Origin of the sequence: Paenibacillus sp. FSL F4-0243 (assembly GCF_037963295.1) — a bacterium.
GTDB lineage: Bacteria > Bacillota > Bacilli > Paenibacillales > Paenibacillaceae > Paenibacillus_AQ.
This window is the reverse complement of record NZ_CP150151.1, coordinates 551,335-572,086: the sequence shown is the minus strand read 5'-3', so window position 1 is coordinate 572,086 and position 20,752 is coordinate 551,335. Positions and strand designations below refer to the sequence as shown.

The 20,752-nt window shown below is 43.8% G+C and carries 19 protein-coding genes; 5 read left to right on the top strand and 14 right to left on the bottom strand.

Annotated elements, in window-relative coordinates:
• Positions 1–401: 401 nt before the first annotated feature.
• A complete protein-coding gene (locus tag NSS87_RS02535) occupies positions 402–1,178 on the top strand; it encodes a TspO/MBR family protein (protein ID WP_042184519.1) in 777 nt (258 codons plus the stop codon).
• A gap of 84 nt (positions 1,179–1,262) precedes the next feature.
• On the opposite strand, the gene NSS87_RS02530 is transcribed toward NSS87_RS02535, so the two are convergent.
• The 5 genes from NSS87_RS02530 to NSS87_RS02510 form a co-directional block, all read right to left on the bottom strand.
• Positions 1,263–1,643, bottom strand: a complete 381-nt coding sequence (locus tag NSS87_RS02530) for a RidA family protein (protein ID WP_042184517.1) — start codon at positions 1,641–1,643, stop codon at positions 1,263–1,265.
• Between the two features lie 93 nt (positions 1,644–1,736).
• The gene (locus NSS87_RS02525; protein WP_339244537.1) at positions 1,737–2,402 is read right to left on the bottom strand and encodes an oxidoreductase; all 666 of its coding nucleotides are present in this window, start codon (positions 2,400–2,402) and stop codon (positions 1,737–1,739) included.
• A 20-nt stretch (positions 2,403–2,422) separates the two neighbouring features.
• The gene (locus tag NSS87_RS02520; RefSeq protein ID WP_081382976.1) at positions 2,423–3,697 is read right to left on the bottom strand and encodes an MFS transporter; all 1,275 of its coding nucleotides are present in this window, start codon (positions 3,695–3,697) and stop codon (positions 2,423–2,425) included.
• Between the two features lie 95 nt (positions 3,698–3,792).
• The gene (locus NSS87_RS02515; protein WP_042184515.1) at positions 3,793–5,205 is read right to left on the bottom strand and encodes an ATP-binding protein; all 1,413 of its coding nucleotides are present in this window, start codon (positions 5,203–5,205) and stop codon (positions 3,793–3,795) included.
• Positions 5,206–5,374: 169 nt separating this feature from the next.
• Positions 5,375–5,578, bottom strand: a complete 204-nt coding sequence (locus NSS87_RS02510) for a CsbD family protein (protein WP_042184513.1) — start codon at positions 5,576–5,578, stop codon at positions 5,375–5,377.
• A 447-nt stretch (positions 5,579–6,025) separates the two neighbouring features.
• Here NSS87_RS02510 and NSS87_RS02505 point away from each other — a divergent pair, with 447 nt between their 5' ends.
• The 4 genes from NSS87_RS02505 to NSS87_RS02490 all read left to right on the top strand — a co-directional run bounded on the left by NSS87_RS02505 (position 6,026) and on the right by NSS87_RS02490 (position 10,537).
• The gene (locus NSS87_RS02505; protein WP_042184511.1) at positions 6,026–6,916 is read left to right on the top strand and encodes a hypothetical protein; all 891 of its coding nucleotides are present in this window, start codon (positions 6,026–6,028) and stop codon (positions 6,914–6,916) included.
• 48 nt (positions 6,917–6,964) lie between these two features.
• Positions 6,965–8,845, top strand: a complete 1,881-nt coding sequence (locus NSS87_RS02500; RefSeq protein ID WP_042184509.1) for an FAD-dependent oxidoreductase — start codon at positions 6,965–6,967, stop codon at positions 8,843–8,845.
• Positions 8,846–9,089: 244 nt separating this feature from the next.
• The gene (locus NSS87_RS02495) at positions 9,090–9,539 is read left to right on the top strand and encodes a hypothetical protein (RefSeq protein ID WP_042184507.1); all 450 of its coding nucleotides are present in this window, start codon (positions 9,090–9,092) and stop codon (positions 9,537–9,539) included.
• 17 nt (positions 9,540–9,556) lie between these two features.
• Positions 9,557–10,537: a polyprenyl synthetase family protein gene (locus NSS87_RS02490; RefSeq protein WP_149644609.1), complete on the top strand. Its 981-nt coding sequence runs from the start codon at positions 9,557–9,559 to the stop codon at positions 10,535–10,537.
• 689 nt (positions 10,538–11,226) lie between these two features.
• On the opposite strand, the gene NSS87_RS02485 is transcribed toward NSS87_RS02490, so the two are convergent.
• The 9 genes from NSS87_RS02485 to NSS87_RS02445 form a co-directional block, all read right to left on the bottom strand.
• Entirely contained in the window at positions 11,227–12,111 is an 885-nt protein-coding gene (locus tag NSS87_RS02485; RefSeq protein WP_339244531.1) for a UbiA-like polyprenyltransferase, read from the bottom strand.
• 38 nt (positions 12,112–12,149) lie between these two features.
• On the bottom strand, positions 12,150–13,436 hold the full coding sequence (locus tag NSS87_RS02480; protein ID WP_339244529.1) for an aspartate aminotransferase family protein: 1,287 nt from the start codon (positions 13,434–13,436) through the stop codon (positions 12,150–12,152).
• A 98-nt stretch (positions 13,437–13,534) separates the two neighbouring features.
• Positions 13,535–15,460 carry a U32 family peptidase gene (locus NSS87_RS02475; protein ID WP_339244527.1) on the bottom strand — a complete coding sequence of 642 codons (1,926 nt, stop codon included), beginning with the start codon at positions 15,458–15,460 and terminating at the stop codon, positions 13,535–13,537.
• 43 nt (positions 15,461–15,503) lie between these two features.
• The gene (locus NSS87_RS02470; protein ID WP_042184497.1) at positions 15,504–16,295 is read right to left on the bottom strand and encodes an energy-coupling factor transporter transmembrane component T; all 792 of its coding nucleotides are present in this window, start codon (positions 16,293–16,295) and stop codon (positions 15,504–15,506) included.
• Positions 16,288–17,193 (bottom strand): ATP-binding cassette domain-containing protein, encoded by a 906-nt coding sequence (locus NSS87_RS02465; protein ID WP_339244524.1) that lies wholly within the window; start codon positions 17,191–17,193, stop codon positions 16,288–16,290. The genes NSS87_RS02470 and NSS87_RS02465 overlap by 8 nt, the downstream gene beginning before the upstream one ends.
• Positions 17,184–18,038, bottom strand: coding sequence for an ATP-binding cassette domain-containing protein (locus NSS87_RS02460; protein WP_339244523.1), 855 nt, complete (start codon positions 18,036–18,038; stop codon positions 17,184–17,186). Before NSS87_RS02460 ends, NSS87_RS02465 begins: the two co-directional genes overlap by 10 nt.
• Before the next feature lie 29 nt (positions 18,039–18,067).
• Positions 18,068–18,625, bottom strand: a complete 558-nt coding sequence (locus NSS87_RS02455) for a Gx transporter family protein (RefSeq protein ID WP_042123757.1) — start codon at positions 18,623–18,625, stop codon at positions 18,068–18,070.
• Positions 18,609–18,998 carry a NusG domain II-containing protein gene (locus NSS87_RS02450; protein WP_042184493.1) on the bottom strand — a complete coding sequence of 130 codons (390 nt, stop codon included), beginning with the start codon at positions 18,996–18,998 and terminating at the stop codon, positions 18,609–18,611. Before NSS87_RS02450 ends, NSS87_RS02455 begins: the two co-directional genes overlap by 17 nt.
• A 730-nt stretch (positions 18,999–19,728) precedes the next feature.
• Positions 19,729–20,664: an alpha/beta hydrolase gene (locus NSS87_RS02445; RefSeq protein WP_339244521.1), complete on the bottom strand. Its 936-nt coding sequence runs from the start codon at positions 20,662–20,664 to the stop codon at positions 19,729–19,731.
• Positions 20,665–20,752 lie beyond the last annotated feature (88 nt).

The following is a 20,752-nucleotide window of genomic DNA, read 5'->3' as shown; positions in this document are numbered from 1 at the left end:
ATACAAGTAGAAGTAGTTTCTCCATCCTTTTAGAGATGAGATACACTCCTGTAAGAAATATAAGGATAAAGAACTAGGATAAAACTTATCTGCTCTTGAATCTTCATCTCTTCATCTTATACGAAAAAGCGCTGATTTAAAAACGTTTCTGCATATTTTCTGTAGATTTTTATACAAATAAAGTTGAAGTACGTAGAAACACCCATGAATTTGATTCATTTCAGCATATTTTTAATAAATGTTCTAGCCACTATCGTAAAATACCCTTCACCACTACCATACTATCCATGAACATTATGACTCGCTAGTCACTTCTTTTCTTGTTTATAGTCTTAATTGTGCCGAAAGCGGGTATATTCTAAGTAAGCATCACCCTATTAAAAAGCTAGGGAGTGAATTATTTGAGACGTTATAATCCTTATAAATGGTGGAATCTTCTGTTTTTTTTAGGTGTGATTATCGTGAATGTGCTCTCGGTCACCTTACCATTAGGCGGGCACAGCACTGGAGAAATCTCTGATAAATATCAGACCTACATCACACCTGCCGGTTACGCGTTTTCCATCTGGTCATTGATTTATCTACTGTTAGCCGGCTTCATTATTTATCAATTCCGCTCCTATACAGCCTCTAGAGATTCTGTGCGGGCGGTTCAGTTCTGGTTTGTTCTGAGCTGTATTTTTAATATGAGTTGGCTCTTCCTTTGGCAATACTTATACATTGAGCTCTCTCTGGTTGCTATGGTGCTGATGTTAATCACACTGATTGTCATTTACCGAAAAACACGTTTGATCGCTAATCCTACCTCAGGCGAGAAATGGCTGATGAAGCTACCCTTTAGTATATACCTTGGCTGGATCTCTGTGGCTACTATCGTGAACATCAGCGTTGTTCTAGAAAAGAATCATTGGGGAGGTTGGGGTCTTAGCGGTAGCACCTGGGGCGTTATCATGCTCTGCGTAGGAACTCTACTTGCAATTGTGGTCAGCTATCCTTACCGAGATAGCATTTATCCACTCGTATTCGTGTGGGCCTTCATTGCGATTGCCTTGGAACACAAAGAGACCAGCGATGTCTATTTAACCGGAATGATTACAGCAGGCCTCCTGCTTCTTTACAGCATCTGGTTATTGTTCAAACCCCGCCGTAGCAGGTATCGGAGATACAGAAGTTACTAATTCTAATATAAAAAATGGCAGGCTAGGGTTATCCACCTTAGCCTGCCATTTTGGTAAAATAATAAAAGTGCAAAGGATAACTCCTTATTTCTTACGAGCTACCGCTTCAATCTCAACAAGTCCGTCTTTAGGCAGACGCGCAACCTCAATAGCACTGCGGGCAGGATAAGGTTCTTTAAAGAAGGTGCTATAAACCTCATTAACGGCCGCGAAATCATTCATATCCTTTAAGAATACAGTTGTCTTTACTACATGGTCTAGTGTTGCACCAGCTTCCTCAAGAATCGCTTGTACATTGTTAAGCGCTTGACGCGCTTGTTCTTGTACACCCTCAACCAAATTACCCGTTTCCGGATTCAGACCAAGTTGTCCTGAAGTGTATACCCAGCTACCCGTGGTTATAGCTTGACTATAAGGACCGATTGCTCCGGGTGCTTTTGTTGTAGCTACTTGTTTTTTGCTCATCTTACTACCCCTCTCCATTATGCGCTGATCATTTATTGTCCATTGTAAGTCCTGTTCTCATCTTAATGCAAATTTATTAGAGACCCAGAAAGCTTAGCGTTTCCCAATCACATGTATCACTTCATTCGTATAAATATGTAATCCATGGGTATCCGCAGACGCAATGTTAACCATAGCTCTTGCGACTGTCGTACCAGGTATTGCACGATATTTAGCCGCCTTACCCACCATTACAAAATCCAGCGCTTTCATCAAACTGGCTCCGACTCTCTCCCCTAATCTGAATTCTTCACGTTGGCCCAGTAGCAAGGAGGGGCGAAATATATGCATACCTTGAAATCCAATAGCGGTTAAACCTTCTTCCGCTCTTCCCTTAGTCCGACTGTAGAAATTACGCGACTTCGCATTTGCCCCTATTGAAGAGACGACCAAAAACTGTTTAACACCCTGTTCTCTCGCTATGGCTGCAGCATCAAGCGGATAGTGTAGATCGACTCGTTCAAACTTTTCTTGTGAACCCGCCTTTTTTATCGTAGTTCCTAAACAACAGAAGATGGAATGTACCCCTTCGAACGACTCTGTATAGTTTCTTAGGTTCTCCCAATCTACAACGATTTGTTTAAGCTTAGGATGTTCTATGGCTAACGGTGTCCGTACAAGCACCCTTACTTCTTCCCAGTTATCACGATTTAACAATTCCTCCGTAACCGCTTTGCCTACCAATCCGGTGGCACCTAATACCATCGCTATTCTTAACAAGGAATAACCCCCTTTTACTTCTATTCGTCCTTTAGAATACGACGACCTAGCAGAAACGCAAGTGCAATCATAAGCGTCCCTACCACTAGCTGCATACCGTATACCTGAGTCCATTGCGGCCAGTGCGCAATTTTTTCATAGAGCTGACCGCCAATAAGCGGACCAAAAAAGGATGATAACCCGGTAAGCGCCGCATATGTGGCCATATACATCGGCCGTTCTTTTTTCGGCGTGTCTCCAATAATAAAGTTAAAGGCCAGCTGGTTGAAACCGCCTACACCAACACCAAAAACGATATGGGCCGCAAATAAGACCACCAGCATCGGCATCACAGACAAGAGTCCCCACATCAATGAGGACAGTGCAATAATCGGCAAAGTAAAGAATAACAGTCGCTTATTGCTGTATTTCGCATTTAGATTGCCCCAAACGTAGAAGCTAGCCATCATAAACACGGTCTGGGACACATTAAGCAATGACAACGTTTCATAATTAATATGAAGTAACTGCAACATGACATAAGAGTATAGCGGAACCGTTAGGTTCTGCAACAACAGCCAAGCAGCCAGAAACAAGGTTGACTTCATAAATAATGTATCTTTAAGCGGTTTCTTAAACATGGGCAAAAATTTATGCTCTTCTGATTTCTCGAACGGTACATCCGGATAAAAAAAGAATACTACGACATTCGATATCGAGAAGATCCACACAACAATATATAGAATCAGAAAACCATGACCCCCGGGATAACGGTCCAGAATAATACCTCCGCCATACATAACCAAACTTCCAAGTGCATTCAGGACCGTGTTACGAATCCCAAAATAACGTCCACGTACCCGTGCGGGAACTAGATCACTAATCACTGAGCTCCACAACACACCACCAGCAGTATTGGCAATAAAAGCAGTAGTATATAAAGCAATAAATGCGATGACCCAATATTCTTTAGGAAAAATAAACGGGATTAGTCCCGTAGAACCCCAAAGTATCCTATGCAGACCGATAAAAGTAACCATAGCCCATTTGCGACTTGGCAGCTTCTGAATCAGAAAAGCTACCCCAATCTGTGCCACATTAACTAATGTAGTAAGCGCTAGCACAAATCCAATTTGACTAGAGGAAGCTCCTAAATATAGTAGAAATCCTGTTAGGAACTGCCCTTGCAGCAGTACCTGAAAAATAGTTGACGGCACACCTTCCAGCGTAGCTATACGCAAATTTCTGCGATGCACTGAAGGTTTACGAACACGTTTTGAAACCGTAACCTTATGCTTATTTTCCATGTTGTCCATAGAGGCGGTAACACTCCTTTGATGCGGCATTGGCTTCATTCTACTCCGCATCAATCTACTGTCAATACGCCAAATCACCAAATAATATTGGAGCTTTACTCACTATCCACTTCAAGGGGCAAATAAAGCGAAAATCGACTCCCCTTCTCTTCCTTACTCTCTAGAGAAATGAACCCGCCGAGCAATCTGGCCAAGTCATTACTAATAGAAAGTCCTAGTCCTGTTCCACCATATTTCCGGCTAGTCGTTCTGTCTGCCTGTTGAAAGGCTTCAAAGATCATGGCATGCTTCTCCGGTGCGATTCCTATGCCACTATCCTCCACATCAAATACAAGCCAATGTTGCACGGCATCCCCTTCCCCACCTTCCTGCTCGTGGATATGCAGCGATACGAAACCTGTCTTTGTAAATTTAAAAGCATTTGAGAGCAAATTACGCAAAATCTGCTGTACGCGATGTGGATCGGAATGAATCATTGGAGGGACATTCTCATCCATGGAGATATTAAAAGCCAGTCCTTTTTGTTTGGCCGTCACAGCGAACTGCATTGCCAGCAAATCTGGGATCTCGCTAACATTTAATTCTTCATTTATAATATCTAATCGACCTGCCTCCACCTTGGATAAATCCAGAATGTCGCTGATGATCATCAATAATTCATCACCCGAACGATGGATAATGGCTGCATACTCTCTTATTTCTGCTTCCGTAAGCAAATCATCATTTTCTTCAATTAATTGCGATAGATTAATGATGCTATTCAATGGAGTTCTAAGCTCATGTGACATATTGGCGAGAAATTCCGATTTGAATTGAGATGCCATCATTAACTGATTAGCACGCTCTTCAAGATCAAGCTTGTTCTTATGTAATTCTTCAGTCTGAGCAGACAACTGCTCGTTAGCATGCTGGATCTGCTCATTCCTTAGAAGACCGAGTTGAAAATCACGGATAATTAATGAGAACAAAATACTTAAAATTAGCCCCGCAGGGAACGTAATTGGCATAATCTCTCTTATGTACTCTTCCACAGGGATAACGCCTAACGCCATAATGTTTATGGCATTCATAAGATTAACGATTAGAATAACGATCAGACCTTGATTCACAATACTGAGGGTTGAGCGTCTGACCCAGTAGCTAAGCGCCGCGCAAATAACTCCCAAAATAAAAAGATTTAGCATTCCTGCAACTGCTGCCTCTGTCACTCCGAAAGTTAACCTTGTAAGCCCCGTCCCTATACCGATCAAAATAAGTGTGATGGGTCTAGGATACGCCAGCGTCGAGATGATTAAGGGTACAAACCGCAAATCAAAGATCACATGGTCGTCCAAATTATAACCAAAAAGAGTACTGATCCAACCAGCAAAGATCGCCAGGATCACCCAGCTCGCCTTTTTTATTCCTACACTTGCATTTGAAATGGTATGTTTATAGATCAGATTAGCCAAATAGGCCACGGCTATAAGAATTGCGGTATTCCCGAAAAATATTTTAAGATACCCCATAGTTTTGCTCCTGCCTGCACAAGATAAATTACAGATTTCATCTCACAATAATACCATAGCTTAACCTTCGCACACCTAATTGTTGCATAGGAAGAGCGCAAATCGTATACGATTTGCGCTCTTCCTATGCATTTTATATTTGGGTACTTAGAGTATAAGCTATTTTGAATTAATCTCGGTAGGAACGTCCCCAGCTTTGATACTCTTTTTCCGCGTCTTCTTTCGAATGGCCATAACGCTCTTGTAGTTTACCTACCAACTTATCCTTTTCACCATCAATCACATCAAGATCGTCATCTGTAAGCTTGCCCCATTGCTTTTTGGCCTCGCCTTTGAGCTGTTTCCATTTTCCTTTAAACACATTGTTGTCCATTATATGCTCATCTCCTTAGCTGAATTAAGTAGGGTAGAATACTATCCTGTGTTATCGTTACATTACCCTGTCCTATTCGCCATGAATCTTACCTAATCTATAGAAAGTCACAATTTGTCAAATAATAGTTTAAAAAAAGGTATTCAAATCCTTTAAAATTTGATACAATCAATGTATAAATTAAACATTTAATTTTTTAAGTGATTTTTTTCACATGAGTTATTTGCTCTATGTGCTAGAATGCCCTCGGAGATGAAACAACATCATTAAATTTTTTTCTATCGTATGCCGATATATGTCATGATACTGTTAGAGTTTGGCTCTTCACCCCAAGATTAAAGTGACAAATATCATTTATAAAGTGATTTTTATCACTTCGCATTACTATTAAAATGTTTTACATTTTAATATATATATTTTAAACTATATTTTTGGAGGTCATAACAAATGAAAAAAACAACAGTAATCTTGTCGACTGCCCTTATCTTAGGTAGTTTGCTTGCAGGTTGCGGTAACAACACAGACAACACACCGGCGGCTACTAATGCTCCAACAGAAAACAGTACAGCAACTAATTCCACTAACACTGGAACTGAAGCGGCTACGTACAAAGACGGAACTTATTACGCTACTGCTGATGTGGACGCTAAAACTGGCTGGCAATATTTCGCACTCCTAACTGTAGAAGGTGGAAAGATCACTAAGGCTGACTGGGATGCTTTTAACGTAAACACTGCTGGCGATCTGAAGAAAAAAGTTTCCGAAGATGGTAAATATGGCATGAAAGCTGGTGGTGCTTCTTCTGAATGGCACGAGCAAGCAGCAAAAGCTGAAGCTTTCCTGATTGAAAAACAAGATCCAGCAGCTATAACTTTAGACGCTGAGGGGAAAACTGATGCTATCTCCGGTGTATCTGTACACGTATCTGACTTTGTAAAAGCTGCTCAAGCTGCTCTGGCTGCTGGACCTGTTGAAGCTGGTCAATACAAAGACGGAGGTTACCATGCTGAAGGCGAAATGGATAAAGACTCCGGTTGGAAATCCACTGTTGACTTGACTGTTGCTAACGGTAATGTTGTTGCTGTTAAATTCAGTGGCGTAAATGCTGCTGGCGACGACAAGAAACAATTCTCCGTCGATGGTAAATACGGTATGAAAGCTGGCGGCGCTTCTGCTGAATGGCATGAAGAGATCGCAAAAGTTGAGCAATACTATCTTGAAAAAGGTACTGCTCCAGAACTTACAGCTGAAGGTAAAACTGATGCAATTTCCGGCGTGAGTATTCATGTTGGTGAATATTTTACACTTGCTGAAAAAGCACTCGAAGGCGCGAAATAATTTCGCATAACCTTCTGCAGTTAATCAGACGAATGAGGTGAATTTCTTTTGAAAAAAATAGTCATTTTGGGCGGCGGCTACGGCGGCGTACTCACGGCTAAGAAACTGGCAAAGAAATTTAAGAAAAACAAAGATGTTGAAATCACACTGATCGACCGGAATCCATATCACACTCTATTGACTGAGCTGCATGAGGTTGCCGCGAACCGTGCTCCAGAGGATTCAATCAAGATCGATCTAAAGAAAATCTTTGCTGGACTTAAAGTGAATGTTGTTCTTGACGAAATCAGCAATATTGATTTCAAGGGTAAGAAACTCAAATCCAATAAAACTACCTATGCGTACGATTACCTTGTAATCGGTACAGGTAGCAAACCAACCTTCTTCGGCATTCCAGGTGCAGAAGAGAATACCTTCTCCTTCTGGTCTTACGATGATGCGGTAGCATTGAAACGTCAAATCCGCGACATGTATACCAAAGCCGCTATGGAGAAAAATCCAACTGTACGCCGTGCAATGTTAACTTTCGTTATCATTGGTGCCGGCTTTACAGGTGTCGAGCTTGTTGGGGAAATGGCTGAGCAACGCGAGGAATTGTGCAAGGAGTTCTATATCGACCCATCCGAAGTAAGATTGATTGTGGCTGATATGGCTCCGAAGATTCTGCCTATCCTTCCAGATAAGCTGATTCAAAAAGCCGAAGCTCACCTTCGCAAGCTGAACGTGGAAATTGTAACAGGCGCCAAAATCACTGAAGTAGGCGAAGGTAGTGTTGCCCTTGGTGAGAAAAATGTTGTCGCTTCACAAACCATCGTTTGGACTGCAGGTGTTGAAGGTTCTGAAATCGTGGGTGGACTTGAAGTACAACAACAAGGACGCAAACGTATTGTTACGAATGAGAACCTTGAAAGTGTAGATCATAAGAACGTATATGTAGTAGGGGACAACATTTTCTTCATTCCTGAAGGTGAAACTCGTCCTGTACCACAAATGGTTGAGAATGCTGAACAAGCAGCTCCGATCGTTGCTGGTAACATTGCAGCTGACATTCAGAACACTGCTAAAAAAGCATACAAACCTGGTTTCCACGGTACCATGGTATCCATCGGTAGCCGCTACGGTGTAGCAAACGTTGGTTTGCCAGGCAAGTTCTTTATGCTTACTGGTTTTATGGCAATGTTATCCAAACACTTTATCAATATGTTCTACCTGTCTCAGGTTGTAGGCTTCAATAAAGTTTGGACTTACATGATGCATGAGTTCTTCCATGTTGAGAACCGTAAGAGCTTCTTGGGCGGACACTTCTCCAAGCGTTCACCTAACTTCTGGCTCGTTCCGCTTCGCATGCTGCTTGGTGGAATGTGGTTATATGAAGGTATAGATAAGCTACGGAAAATTTGGGTAGATCCAAACAAGATATTCCTAATTCCAGCCGCTCCTTTTGCAACGGATGCTTCATCAGCAGCCAGCGTAGCGGTGGATGCAGTTAAAACAACAGTAGATGCACAATCTGCAGCTTCAGCAGTATCCACTGCAAAAGAAGCGGTTGAAGCATTGCCAGTTCCTGGCTTCGTTTATAATATTACAAACTGGTTCATGGATTTGATGTTCTACAACAACGACGGAAGTTATACATTCCTCGCAAAATGGTTCCAAATCGGTATGGTATGTGCAGAAATCGTGTTCGGTATTATGCTCATCGTTGGTCTGTTCACAGCTATTGCTTCTATAGCGACGATAGCCATGTCCGTCATGATCTGGTCGACCAAAATGGCTTCTACAGAAATGTTATGGTATGTTGGTGCGGGTATCGCCTGCATCGGCGGATCGGGCAGCACATTTGGCCTAGATTACTATGTACTTCCTTGGCTTAAGAAACATTGGAAGAGAGTTCCGATCGTCAGACGATGGTATCTATACACCGACTGATTATAAAGCCCTGAATTCGTGTAATTTATTTTAAAGAAAATATGTAGATTGCATGTCAGTAAGCTAAATATGGATGTACTTCAGAGTAATGTGTCCCTAGGACACATTACTCTCCTTATTTACAAGAAGAAAATAATCTTCCTAATATCAGGAAATGGTCAATTTATTCTTTAATGAATGGTTTTGTAGGGATGATCAGGGGTATGGTTTCTTCCGGCAAAACCGACAAGAAGGAGAGAATCTTGTGAACAAACAACTCATAGAAGATACCCTCCGGTTGTTGCATACTGAAATGTCACCTATTGCCGGAATTGAGCTTAATCCCTCTCCGGCTGCATGTGAGCAGCTAATCTCGGTACTAGAACGCCATGATCTGGAATACAACCGCAAAGTCAATTTGCTGGGTATTTACACTATTCTCACTTTGGCAGCTGAGCGCCATATGGAATGTATCCCACATCATCCCGACCTTACACGCAACATTTTGGATGGAGATTATTTGTACAGCTTTTACCTTCAGTTTGCGGTGAAATGCCGTGAGCTCGACCTAGTTGCTTATCTAGCTCCTTCGATCAAAAAAATGCAAATTAGACGGTCAAATGGAGACTTCGCGGAACATGATCCAGCGGCTGGAATCGAACAGTTCTTGATTCAAGAGTGCAGACAGCGCAGTCGCACAAGCAAAGCCATTTGACAGGTGGGATCTATAAGATGAAGCTGCATGAGGCCTTAAACATAGACATAGACGAAATTAATCGTGAAATCGTAAATCTAGTGGCACGAGATAAGGATGTTCCTAAGAAATCACAACTCGGGCAGAGTGTTCTTGAGCTTATAAATTCTGGAGGTAAACGCCTCCGTCCTCTTATGGTCATTGTTGGCAGTCGTTTTGGCCGAAAGGATACAGGTCGAAGAGCGCTTCAATTAGCTGCTGCCGCTGAATTTATTCATGTTGCCTCATTAATTCATGATGATATCATCGACGATTCTGAGTTACGGCGGGGCAAACCCGCCCTACATACTAAGACAGGCACACTATCAGCTGTGCATATTGGCAATTATATGTCCGCTCGGGTTATCGAACTGTTAAGCAAATATACCGGAGACAAAAACAAATATGTTCATGACTTATCTTCTGTAGCTACTGCTCAGCTCTGTCTAGGTGAGTATCAGCAAATGGAACATGCTTTTGATTATGAGATTACAATGGAACAATATCTTGAGAAGTCCTTAAACAAAACAGCTCTTCTTATGGCCACCTGCTTACGTGTGGGTGCATTATCCACCGAAAGCTCAGAGGAAGTGGCCAACCTTCTGTATACCTTTGGCGAAGCCTTAGGCATGTCTTTTCAAATACAAGATGACCTGCTGGATTTCACGCAGTCTGAGGCTGTACTGGGTAAGCCCGCCGGTAGCGATCTGCGTCATGGTCAGGTTACCCTGCCAGTGCTTTATGCATTACAGGATCCAAAGCTTTCGCCTGTGATTCGTTCAATCGGCCCTGATTCTTCGGATGCTGAGGTGGCACATGTGCTCGCCCTTATTAAGAGAAGCGATGCCTTAGCTCGCGCCGAACAGTTCAGCCAGAACTACCTAGATAAGGCTGGAGCGATTGTGCAGCAGCTCTCCTCCTATCCGGCGCATGCCGATCTGGATACGCTACTGCAATATTTTGCCGACCGTGATCGCTAAGGATCTGCTCTCAGAGCAATCAAAAACGGATACCACCCATTTACTTGGGTTGGTATCCGTTTTTTTATGTACTTTTGCTAAACAAGCCGAACGTAGCGCAGCGCCCGTGAGCGTGTTTAGCCTTTTAGCTTCCAGGCTCTACTATTCCGAACATATAGGGAAATCCTCCCTTTAATTAGCTTAAAATCGCTTGGAATCCACGATTATAAGGAATTCGTCCCTCTAAAAACCTAAATTTGTATGGTTTATAGACTAATCAGCCAATTTAGAGGGAGACTTTCCCTATAACAAGATCGAAAGTCACTTAAGCTCGAAAATATAGGGAGCTTTCCCCTATAAGTCTACCTTAGATTAGTTCAGCCCTCTCACACTGCTCTAGCCCCCCTCGCAGATGCCCACAAAAACAAAAAAGGAAAGCCGCGTAGCCAGCTTTCCGATCCCATTGCCTACCCCCTTTTGGGTAGGCTATTGTCTTTTGTTGTTAGCTTGGAGGCAATGCGCCAATGGTTAGGACAGAACGGAGTGGAATTTTGGAACTGTAGAAACGAAGTGCTCGCCTTTATTCTCGGATTTCTACCGCAGACAGCCGGTTCAAATCAAAGAAATCCGAGGATAACAGCGATCGAAAGTCCAACATTCCACGCAGTGCAGCTTCCTAACCTCCTAACCATCCATCGAACTAACTCTCCCTAGCTAACATAAAAAAAATCAATCAGCGTACACAATAAAATCACTATGCTGATCACCTGATTCAGATTATAAGAGGCCACCTTCATCAGCTTACGATTCGATGGTTTTATAATCTTATGCTCGGTCATCAGGAGCAGCGTCGCAATCCCAATTCCCACCAGATACATCCAGCCGAGATCACGCCATAGATATAAGAACAATAGCAGCATAATCATGATGAAATGTAGACCTTTTGCAATGCGCAGCGCGTTCTCTAGACCGAAAAAGCTAGGAATAGACCATAGACCATGCCGCCGATCAAAGTCAATATCCTGAGTGCCGTAAATAATATCAAATCCGGCAATCCACAGCATAACAACAGTACCGATAACAAACGGTGTAAATGCGATATTTCCGGTTACAGCGAACCATGCGCCAATCGGTGCAGAAGCAATAACAAATCCTAAATATAAATGACTGAGAAAGGTAAACCGCTTCGTGTAGGAATAGGTTGATATCAATACGATAGCCACCGGTGACAAGATCAAGCAGAGCAAATTAAGCATGCCTGAAGCCACAATGAAAATGGCATAGTTGACAATAACAAAGACAACAACTTCTTTTTCCGCCAGTAAGCGTCGAGGCAGATGTCGATGTGCCGTACGAGGATTCTGTTCATCGAACGTACGGTCTGCCAGCCGATTGAATGCATTGGCGCCATTACGGGCGCCTATCAATGCAATCAATCCCCAGATCATCACATGTCCCGATGGCCAGCCCCCAGCGGCCCACACCATCGAGATAATGGCAAATGGCAGCGAAAAAAGTGTATGAGAGAACATCACCAGTTCGCTGAACATTTTAAGCTTTAGGCCTGCAGTTTTAAAAATGTTTAGAATAGCCATTCGTTTTCCTCTTTCTTCGCTACTTGAAATTCATCGTATTAGTCATTAAGCTCCGCAAGAACTTCGTTCAGGACGTTAAGCATCCCGTCGATATCTTCTTCCGTAATAATCATCGGTGGCTGGAAGGCTAGTACATTGCGTCCTATGCCATTTTTGCCGATTAGATAACCTCGGTCCTTCATCGCCTCCAGCACTTGATCTGTAAGTGCCGCTGCACCCTCAGCATCTACACCCGTTAGCTCCGCACCCAGCATTAGTCCAGTTCCCCGCACATCAACCATCAACGAAGGATAACGAGCTTGCAATGCCTTCAGACCTGCCTTCAATCGTTCTCCGAGCTGTACCGAGCGTTCAGGAAGCCGTTCATCTCGAATATAATCAAGCACAGCCAGCGCCGTTGCAGCAGATACCGGATTCCCCCCAAATGTGGAAGCTGAAGGACGGTTTAGAGCAAGAGCAATCTCATCGGTTGTAGCGAAGGCTGCAACTGGAATTCCGTTACCGAGTGCTTTGGCCATACTTATAATATCGGGTACAACGTCAAAATGCTCCATAGCAAACATTTTACCAGTACGTCCAAATCCAGTTTGGATTTCATCAGCGATTAGGAGTACACCGTATCTCTCTAACAATGCTTTTACATCACGGAAGTAGGTTCGGGTTGGCATAATCATTCCGCCGTTGCCTTGGATTGGCTCTACGATCATAGCAGCGATAGTATTCCCCTTCTCTTCAAGCACCCGCTCTAGCGACTCCAGGGATAACGATGCCGCTTCCTCCAGCGATAAATCCGGATGATAAGGGCGAGGAATAAACTCAACGTCATGATCCAAATATTTATCGGTACGCCACATAGGCAGGCCTGTCACACTCATAGTTAGATTGGTACGGCCATGCAGGCCACTCTCCAGCGCTATAAACCCTTTACGTCCCGTATACAACCGAGCGAGCAGCAGAGCTCCCTCATTAGCCTCAGAGCCACTGTTAACAAAGAAGGTCCGTCGTAGCCCACCCGGCATAACCTCTTCCAAACGCTCTGCCAAATCTACACTCGGTTGAGTTAGATAGATGGTTGTCGTATGCTGCAGCTGCTGCAGTTGTTCAATCGTGCGTACTGTTATAGCCGGATTACAGTGACCACATGCGACTACGGATACGCCAGCGAAGAAATCCGTATAGGACTTTCCTTTTTCATCATAAACAAACTGCATTGAACCACGAACAAGCTGAGGTGCATCACGGTAAAAATGCTGTGTACAAGGATAGAAATATTGCTTACGTTTGGCTGCTACTGCTTCTCTTCCGATGAAGTCTTGTTGTTCCATGAAGGGTTCTCTCCTTTTTGTGAAAATAGTAACTTATTCATAGAGTCCTGTGCACCGCCCTATCACTTAGGCGATATTTAGTTCCCATTAAAATACAATTAGTTGAACTGTAGCGAGCCCAAAGTATAACCAGCATAGACCGGCTTAAGGCCGCCCAGCATGTCATCCCCGCTATCAGATCGGTTGATTGCCTGTTGATAAGAAACAATAATTTCACGTAGCTGTTCGACGCTATAGGTTGCTCCTTCAATACGGAAGCTTGATATCCCTAGTCCACTCATCTCACTCAACAAAGGTAAATAGCAAAGCTCTTTTGCGAATAAAAGATGGCAACGGCCGTGCTGATCACGATATACCGGATTCTCGCCTTGGTCTGTCTTTAGTACCAATACATTATTGTGTACATATTGATTATCCTCTTCAGCAATAGGCTCCATTAACTCCGTATTCTCATAAAGATCATGTTCCATATACATTAGTGCAGGTGTACCATGAACAACAACTTCCAAAGGCGTTTTGCAACGAGAGGCAAAGGTAGCAAAATGCTCTAGCGTCATTTCTGGCGATACCGAAAGCTGAGTTAAACCTAAGTTAGCATATAATTGCGCTGAAAGATGATTGTATACATTTAAGTTACTGTCCCCAATTAGCGGATAACCTGTATTGTTATAACGACGAATAGCTCCTAAATTTGTAACGATAATACCGTCAATCGGCAAGCGTTCTCCGCCAAGCAATTGATCATATTGGTCAAAATGCAGCTCGGTCATCATCCGTGGTAAACCCAAGTAGATTTTGCTATCGCCCTTTAGCTCACCCAGTTCCTTGATGTCACGCTTTGTAAAAGGTTTATCTGGTTCAAATACATCCCCTGGCAAGTACAGGCTATCTACACCAAGCTCTAAGACCATCCGTGCCTGTTCCATATTATTCACACGTACAGCTAACTTAGCTTTTGTCCTTTGCGGTTGCTCGACCTCAGCCAATCTTTCCCGCAACTGCTCAACTCGTTTCTCAGACAGCTCACGCTCTGCAGTTGGTGTACTGAATACTTTTCCAGTGCTATAGAATTTACCAGTTCCTTCATAACGGCGGTTAATGTTAGTCAGTCCTGGTTTGCCGAAGGCATACGCCGTCGAAAAGTCACGTTTACGGTTATTATAAAGCTCTTTTGTATCTACCGTACGATCAAAGCCAATCGGATCATCGATATACCGGTCAATGGCTTCGCCGTAGCTATTCGCCAGCATCACCATAAACTCCTTATCCCGCATGCGGCCCTCTATTTTAAAGGAGGTGATCCCTGATTCAATCAATTCCGGAAGATGCTCATACATAAACATATCTTTTACAGCTAGGGGGTATTCGGCCGGATATACATACCCGTCTTTTTTAACCCGATAATCCCAGCGGCAAGGCTTCATACATTTCCCACGGTTACTGCTCATACCGAATACATGGGAGCTGAAATAACAATTCGCACCGTGAACGGAGCACATATCCCCGTGAATAAAATACTCCAGTTCCATCCCACTCCGCTGACCTAGCAGCTTAGCTGTCTGCAAATCCATTTCCCGCGAAGTAACCACACGACTTACACCCAGATCACGCAATGCGTAGATCATTTCCAGATTGTGAACATTCATCATGACCGAAGAGTGAATAGGAAGATTAAGCTCCATCTCGCGAATTAGCTCCAGCACTGCCATATCCTGAACAATCAAGGCATCAGGACGAGCACCATCAAGGAAACGCAAATATTCTTTAGCCTCTTCCACATCTTCTTCACTAAATAGGTTATTCACTGTGATATACACTTTTTTGTCTAGACGGTGAGCAATATCTAGTGCCTCTACGATCTCCTCATGAGACAGATTATATCCTTTACGCATCATTCTCATATTCAATACAGGTCCACCAAAATAAACTGCATCACATCGTGCCTGGATCACTTCCTTGAAAATCTCAAACGTTCCTGCGGGTGCTAATAATTCAATCTCTCTACCATTAAAATAACGTGCCATTCAAGTTCCCTCCCAAGTTGATACTCTCCATACAAGTTGTACTTTACACCAAAGCTACTGCAATCCCCATTACAATAAACATAGTAATAAAAATAGTATCGAATATGCCCCACCTTAGGCGGTGATACTGGCTACGCGGAGCATCCATACGAAAGCCACGAGCCTCCATGGAATATACCAGATCCTGCGCACGCCTAAACGCACTAGCGATAATCGGAACCAGCAAGGACACTAACATTCGTCCCTTTTCCTTTAAAGGTAGCTCCTTCAGATCAGCACCCCGTGAGGCCTGCGCTTTCATGATAATCTGCGACTCATCTAGAATCGTAGGTATGAAACGAAGGGAAATGCTGATCATCAGTGTGATACGGTCGGGCTTCAAGCCAAACTTTTTGAATGGAGCCAAAATCCCCTCCAGCCCTTGATTCAGCTTACCCGGCGTTGTGGTGAATGTAAGTAACGCCGTGAAAGTGATCAGAAAGAACATGCGGATGACCGAAAATGCGCCTAATCTTAGCCCTCCCTCATAAATGGACCACGAACCAAGCGTCAGCACCGCCTCACCCGTCTTCACAGACAGCAGCTGTACGATAAAGATAAATAGCATTAAATACCGTAAAGGCTTAGCTGCTTTCAGGAAGTATTTAAGCGGAATCCGAGTGGAAGCCATAACCGCTATTGAGAAAATAGCCAGCAGCGCCATAGCCATCCACGAACGGGAGAGCAGGATAACAGCTACGTATAATAGCATTCCGGTGATTTTGGCACGAGCATCTAGCTTATGCACCCATGAACCGGTCTCAATACTGCGCCCTATGATTAGCTTCTCATTCATGGCCATCCCTCTTTCCTTCGTGCTGCTCGCTAGAGTTGCCTGATCCAGATGGCAGCGAAGCGATTAGCTCTGCTAAGCTCTCAGCCGTTAAGCGAGGAGCTTCATCCGTAAGACCAAAGCGATCAGCTACTGCACGCCAGTAACGAAGGGACTGCGGAACCGTCAAGCCACACTGTTCCAGAATCGAAGGGTCATCTGCCAGCGCTTTTACGCTACCTTGAAATGCCGTACTGCCCTCTTTAAGGACAAGCCAGTTGTCCGCGTAAGGTAATAACTCATCCATCCGATGCGTGACGACGATGATCGTTCTCCCCTGCTCACGGCATAAACGCTCCAGCAAGTGGATTAGTTCTGCACGGCTGATGGGATCAAGCGTAGCCGTCGGTTCATCCAGAACGATGACTTCAGGATTCATAGCTAGTACGGAGGCGATAGCTGCCTTACGCATTTGCCCACCGCTCAATTTAAAAGGATTCCGCTCTAGCAGTGCCAGATCCAACCCCATATCTAGCATGGCCTGTCTTGCGCGTGCCTTTGCCTCTTCGAGGCTCATGCCGAAGTTAAGAGGACCGAAGATAAGATCCTTTTCGACCGTATCTTCAAACATTTGCTGCTCTGGAAATTGAAATACCAATCCGACTCTACGGCGCAGCGGCATCAGCTTAGGTGATTTCTCCCCCGCCTGGATGGTTACATCGAGTACTTTTACCGTACCCTCCGTTGGTTTCAGTATCCCGTTAAACAACTGCAGCAGTGTCGATTTACCAGAGCCTGTCGCCCCAGCAATACCAACCATAGAGCCTGTTGGAACACTGAGGTTAATGTCGCGGAGCGCCGTCAGCTTCCATAGGCTTCGGTCAGCATAGGAATAACTTACTTGCTGTAATTCTATGGCCATAACGTGTCTATAAGCTCCTTTTCACTGGCGGGAACATCCACATGGATGCCCTGATTCTGCAGCTCGCGTGCAAGGCGCCAAGGATACGGCTCACATAGATGGCATTTTTGCAGAAGCTCCTCGTTCCGGAACAATTCCGCCGGTGTAACATCAGCAGCTAAACCACCTCCATGCAGCGCAAGCACCCGATCCGATGCCAAAATCTCATCTGCATCATGCGTAATCATAAGGATCGTATACTTTCCTTCCGCTCGCATATCCTGCAAAATACCAAGAAGATCATTTCTGCTTCCTTCATCCAACATAGAAGAGGCCTCGTCAAAAATGACGATGCCTGGTTCCATAGCAAGAATGGAGGCGATAGCGACACGCTGCTTTTGGCCTCCAGACAGCTCACCTGGGTGTTTGGACAGCAGATGATTTATTCCCAGCCTCGTCGTATAAGAGTGTAGCCGCTCAGCCATCTCTGCGTACGACAAACAAAGCCCTTCCAGGCCGAATAAGATATCTTCCTCTACAGTGGCTCCAATAAACTGATTATCTGGATTTTGGAACACCATACCAATGCATTGCCGAATGCTTCCGATCGTTTCCTCACTCAGTTGCATACCACTAACCACAATCTCGCCAGCACTCTTAGGCAGCAAAGCATTTAGTAGCTTAACTAGCGTAGACTTTCCGCAGCCATTAGGACCAACCAAGCTAACCCATTGTCCCTGAGAAATAGATAACGTTATATTTTGAAGAATCGGATGCTCAGGATCATAACCAAACGATACCCCATCCAGAGAGATGATAGCTTGTCCTTCTCCCTCTAATTCTTGACCTTCATATGATTCATTCATGTTAGTCATCCTTCCGCTGATGTGACTAATCAGTCCAAAAACTCTTCAAACAACGATATTTTTGACAATGAAGCCACCAAATAACGGACTGCATAACCCACGGCAATTCCTGTTACTACTCCAGTGATTAGCAGCATGGGAAGATAATAAAAAATACTAAGGGATGAGAATACCATAGAAGCTGCCAGCAGCTGACCGATATTATGTGCAATCCCACCAGCTATACTAATGCCGATCAAGCTTATACTCTTGCCTTTGCCACTAATCAGCATTAATACGAACATTACAACAAAGCTAAACAGCGAACCGAATAAACTGAATAGTAAGCTTGAAAAAGTACCTAGCAAAAATGCAGTAAGCAACGTTTTGAGGATGACAAGCAGGAATGCGTCCCGTCCACGTAAAAAGTAAATACAAGTCAAAATCATGATGTTAGCTAATCCTAGTTTAGCACCCGGCACCAGTCCCATTCCTGACAACGGAATCTGCGCTTCTATTAGACTAAGCACTACTGCCACTGCGGCGAAAATCGCAATAATTACCGTTCTTTTTAAAGCTGTTGCAGATTCACTACTGGACATAGGCATCTATATCATCCTCCCCCGACGCACTTGTGATTTCCACTAATACTCTATGCGGTAGACAGACAATCGTCTGTTTGGGCAGGGTAATAAAACCAAAACCTAGGCATACTTGATCCGGGCAGTCGGCATCGTACATTTCAATCCCGTAATCATGCACCTTCAAGAGGTTATAGCCACGTTCGGTACGAACCTCAATGGTTTGTTCTTCTTTTGTAAGCTTTACCGTTTTAAATAACTCGCCGTCCACCGTTACATTGGCTACGAGATTTTTACCGGCCCCACCTTTATCATCATTGTCCGAAAACCATCTCGGTGCGAGAAAAGCGAGCGCAGCAATTAACACGATGGAAATCAACCACACATCTGCGCGTTTCATAAAAATCTCCCTTATTTTTTAATTAAAATCCAGACTTATTAATTATAACGGTCTACCCTCAATCCTTCAATCAATGTTGGGGTTTAATGTAAGTTTTAGAGACCAGTTCACAAAATAGGCACGCAAAATAACCCCCACAGCCCCATTTACTCTGGCTTTCTAGCTTTTCCGAATTAATCCACAAATAATCCAGCATACGATATATTCAAATCAAACGCTTTCTCTTGCTCTGCTTGTTCCCCTTCTAAATCAAACAACCCTTATCTTGGAATTCATTATTATATTTGCCTTTTAAACAATACTGTGTTATATTTATATCGTATTTGTTTTTCGATATATTGAATATCCCCATCAAGAAGATGTCAGGCCGACTATTTTACACTTCGGCAATTTGGACACAGAGGCTTCATGTTTTCTTGCAGAAACTTTCCTTTTTATGAGACTAAATTCGAAATATAGCATTCCGATTCACACTGGCGCGGTCAATGGAGCCGCAAGGGCAAAAGAGAGGTAGGGCTTTTGTCGTATTGGAAGGATTATTCTCGCCACACGGCTGCTGGAAATAACAAGGAATTAAGACACCCGTTACTCACGAACGGCGGGGGATGAATATAACGAAAAAGCATGGCTGTACGAACCTTACATAAGGACACATGCCATGTGTGGAAAAATATAGGCGCCCGATAACCGCTACCTAGCGGATATCGGGCGCTGTCTACGTTCAGGGCATCTAATTTACATACTGATTCACAAAAGCTGTTACTACGTTTATATACCCCGTCTTATCCATATCGTAAGCTAACCCATGCCCTGCTTGCGGCACTACGAACTTCTCTTTGGGACTCTGACATGACTCATACAATTCATTCATCATACTATATGGTACAAAATTATCGGCATCCCCATGAATAAAAAGAATCGGCACCTTCGCCTTCCGCACCTGTTTCAAGGCAGACGCTTCACTAAACCCATACCCTGCTTTCAAACGAGTAATAAGACTCGCACTTTGAATAAAAGGGAAACTTGGCAAGCGATACATACGCCGTAGTTGGTAGGCTAATTGTGCTTTAACTGAGCTGTAAGCGCAGTCCGAGACAATAGCTTTGACCTGCGACGGGAGATTTTCGCCTGAGGTCATTAGCACTGTAGCACCACCCATAGAGACCCCATGTAGTACAACTTGAGCACTGGGCCCAGTCTTTTCAATTATATAATCAATCCACTGCAAATAATCCTTGCGCTCATGCCATCCAAAACCAATATAATCCCCAGCGCTTTCCCCATGTCCCCTGGCATCGGGAATCAGGATATTAAAGCCCAGTCTCTCGTAATAGATTTTGGCGTACGCCCCCATATCCTTCCCTTTTCCAGAATAACCGTGAGCTAGAATCGCCGTACGACCTTCAGCACGATCCGAAAGGAGCAAGTACCCTCTTAGTTGTAGCCCGTCCTCAGATGTAATCTCCACATTCTCAAAGCTCTGACTGGAGATCCAATCCTTCCCCTCACCCCAAGAAGCCCCGGCAACCGGGGGATCAACCTTCAAATCACGATTATTACTCAGGAATTCCTTCGGTGCTCGTTTAATAGCAATTCCATAAAAGAAAAAGCCCGCATAGATCAGAGCTCCTATGACGATGACAGCGCTAATGAAGAACCATACCAATTCATCTTCCCCGTCCTTTCCTCATATCCGTTGTAAATCAGTATAACATCTACTTAGAATGCGCCAAAATATAACAATCATAACAAAA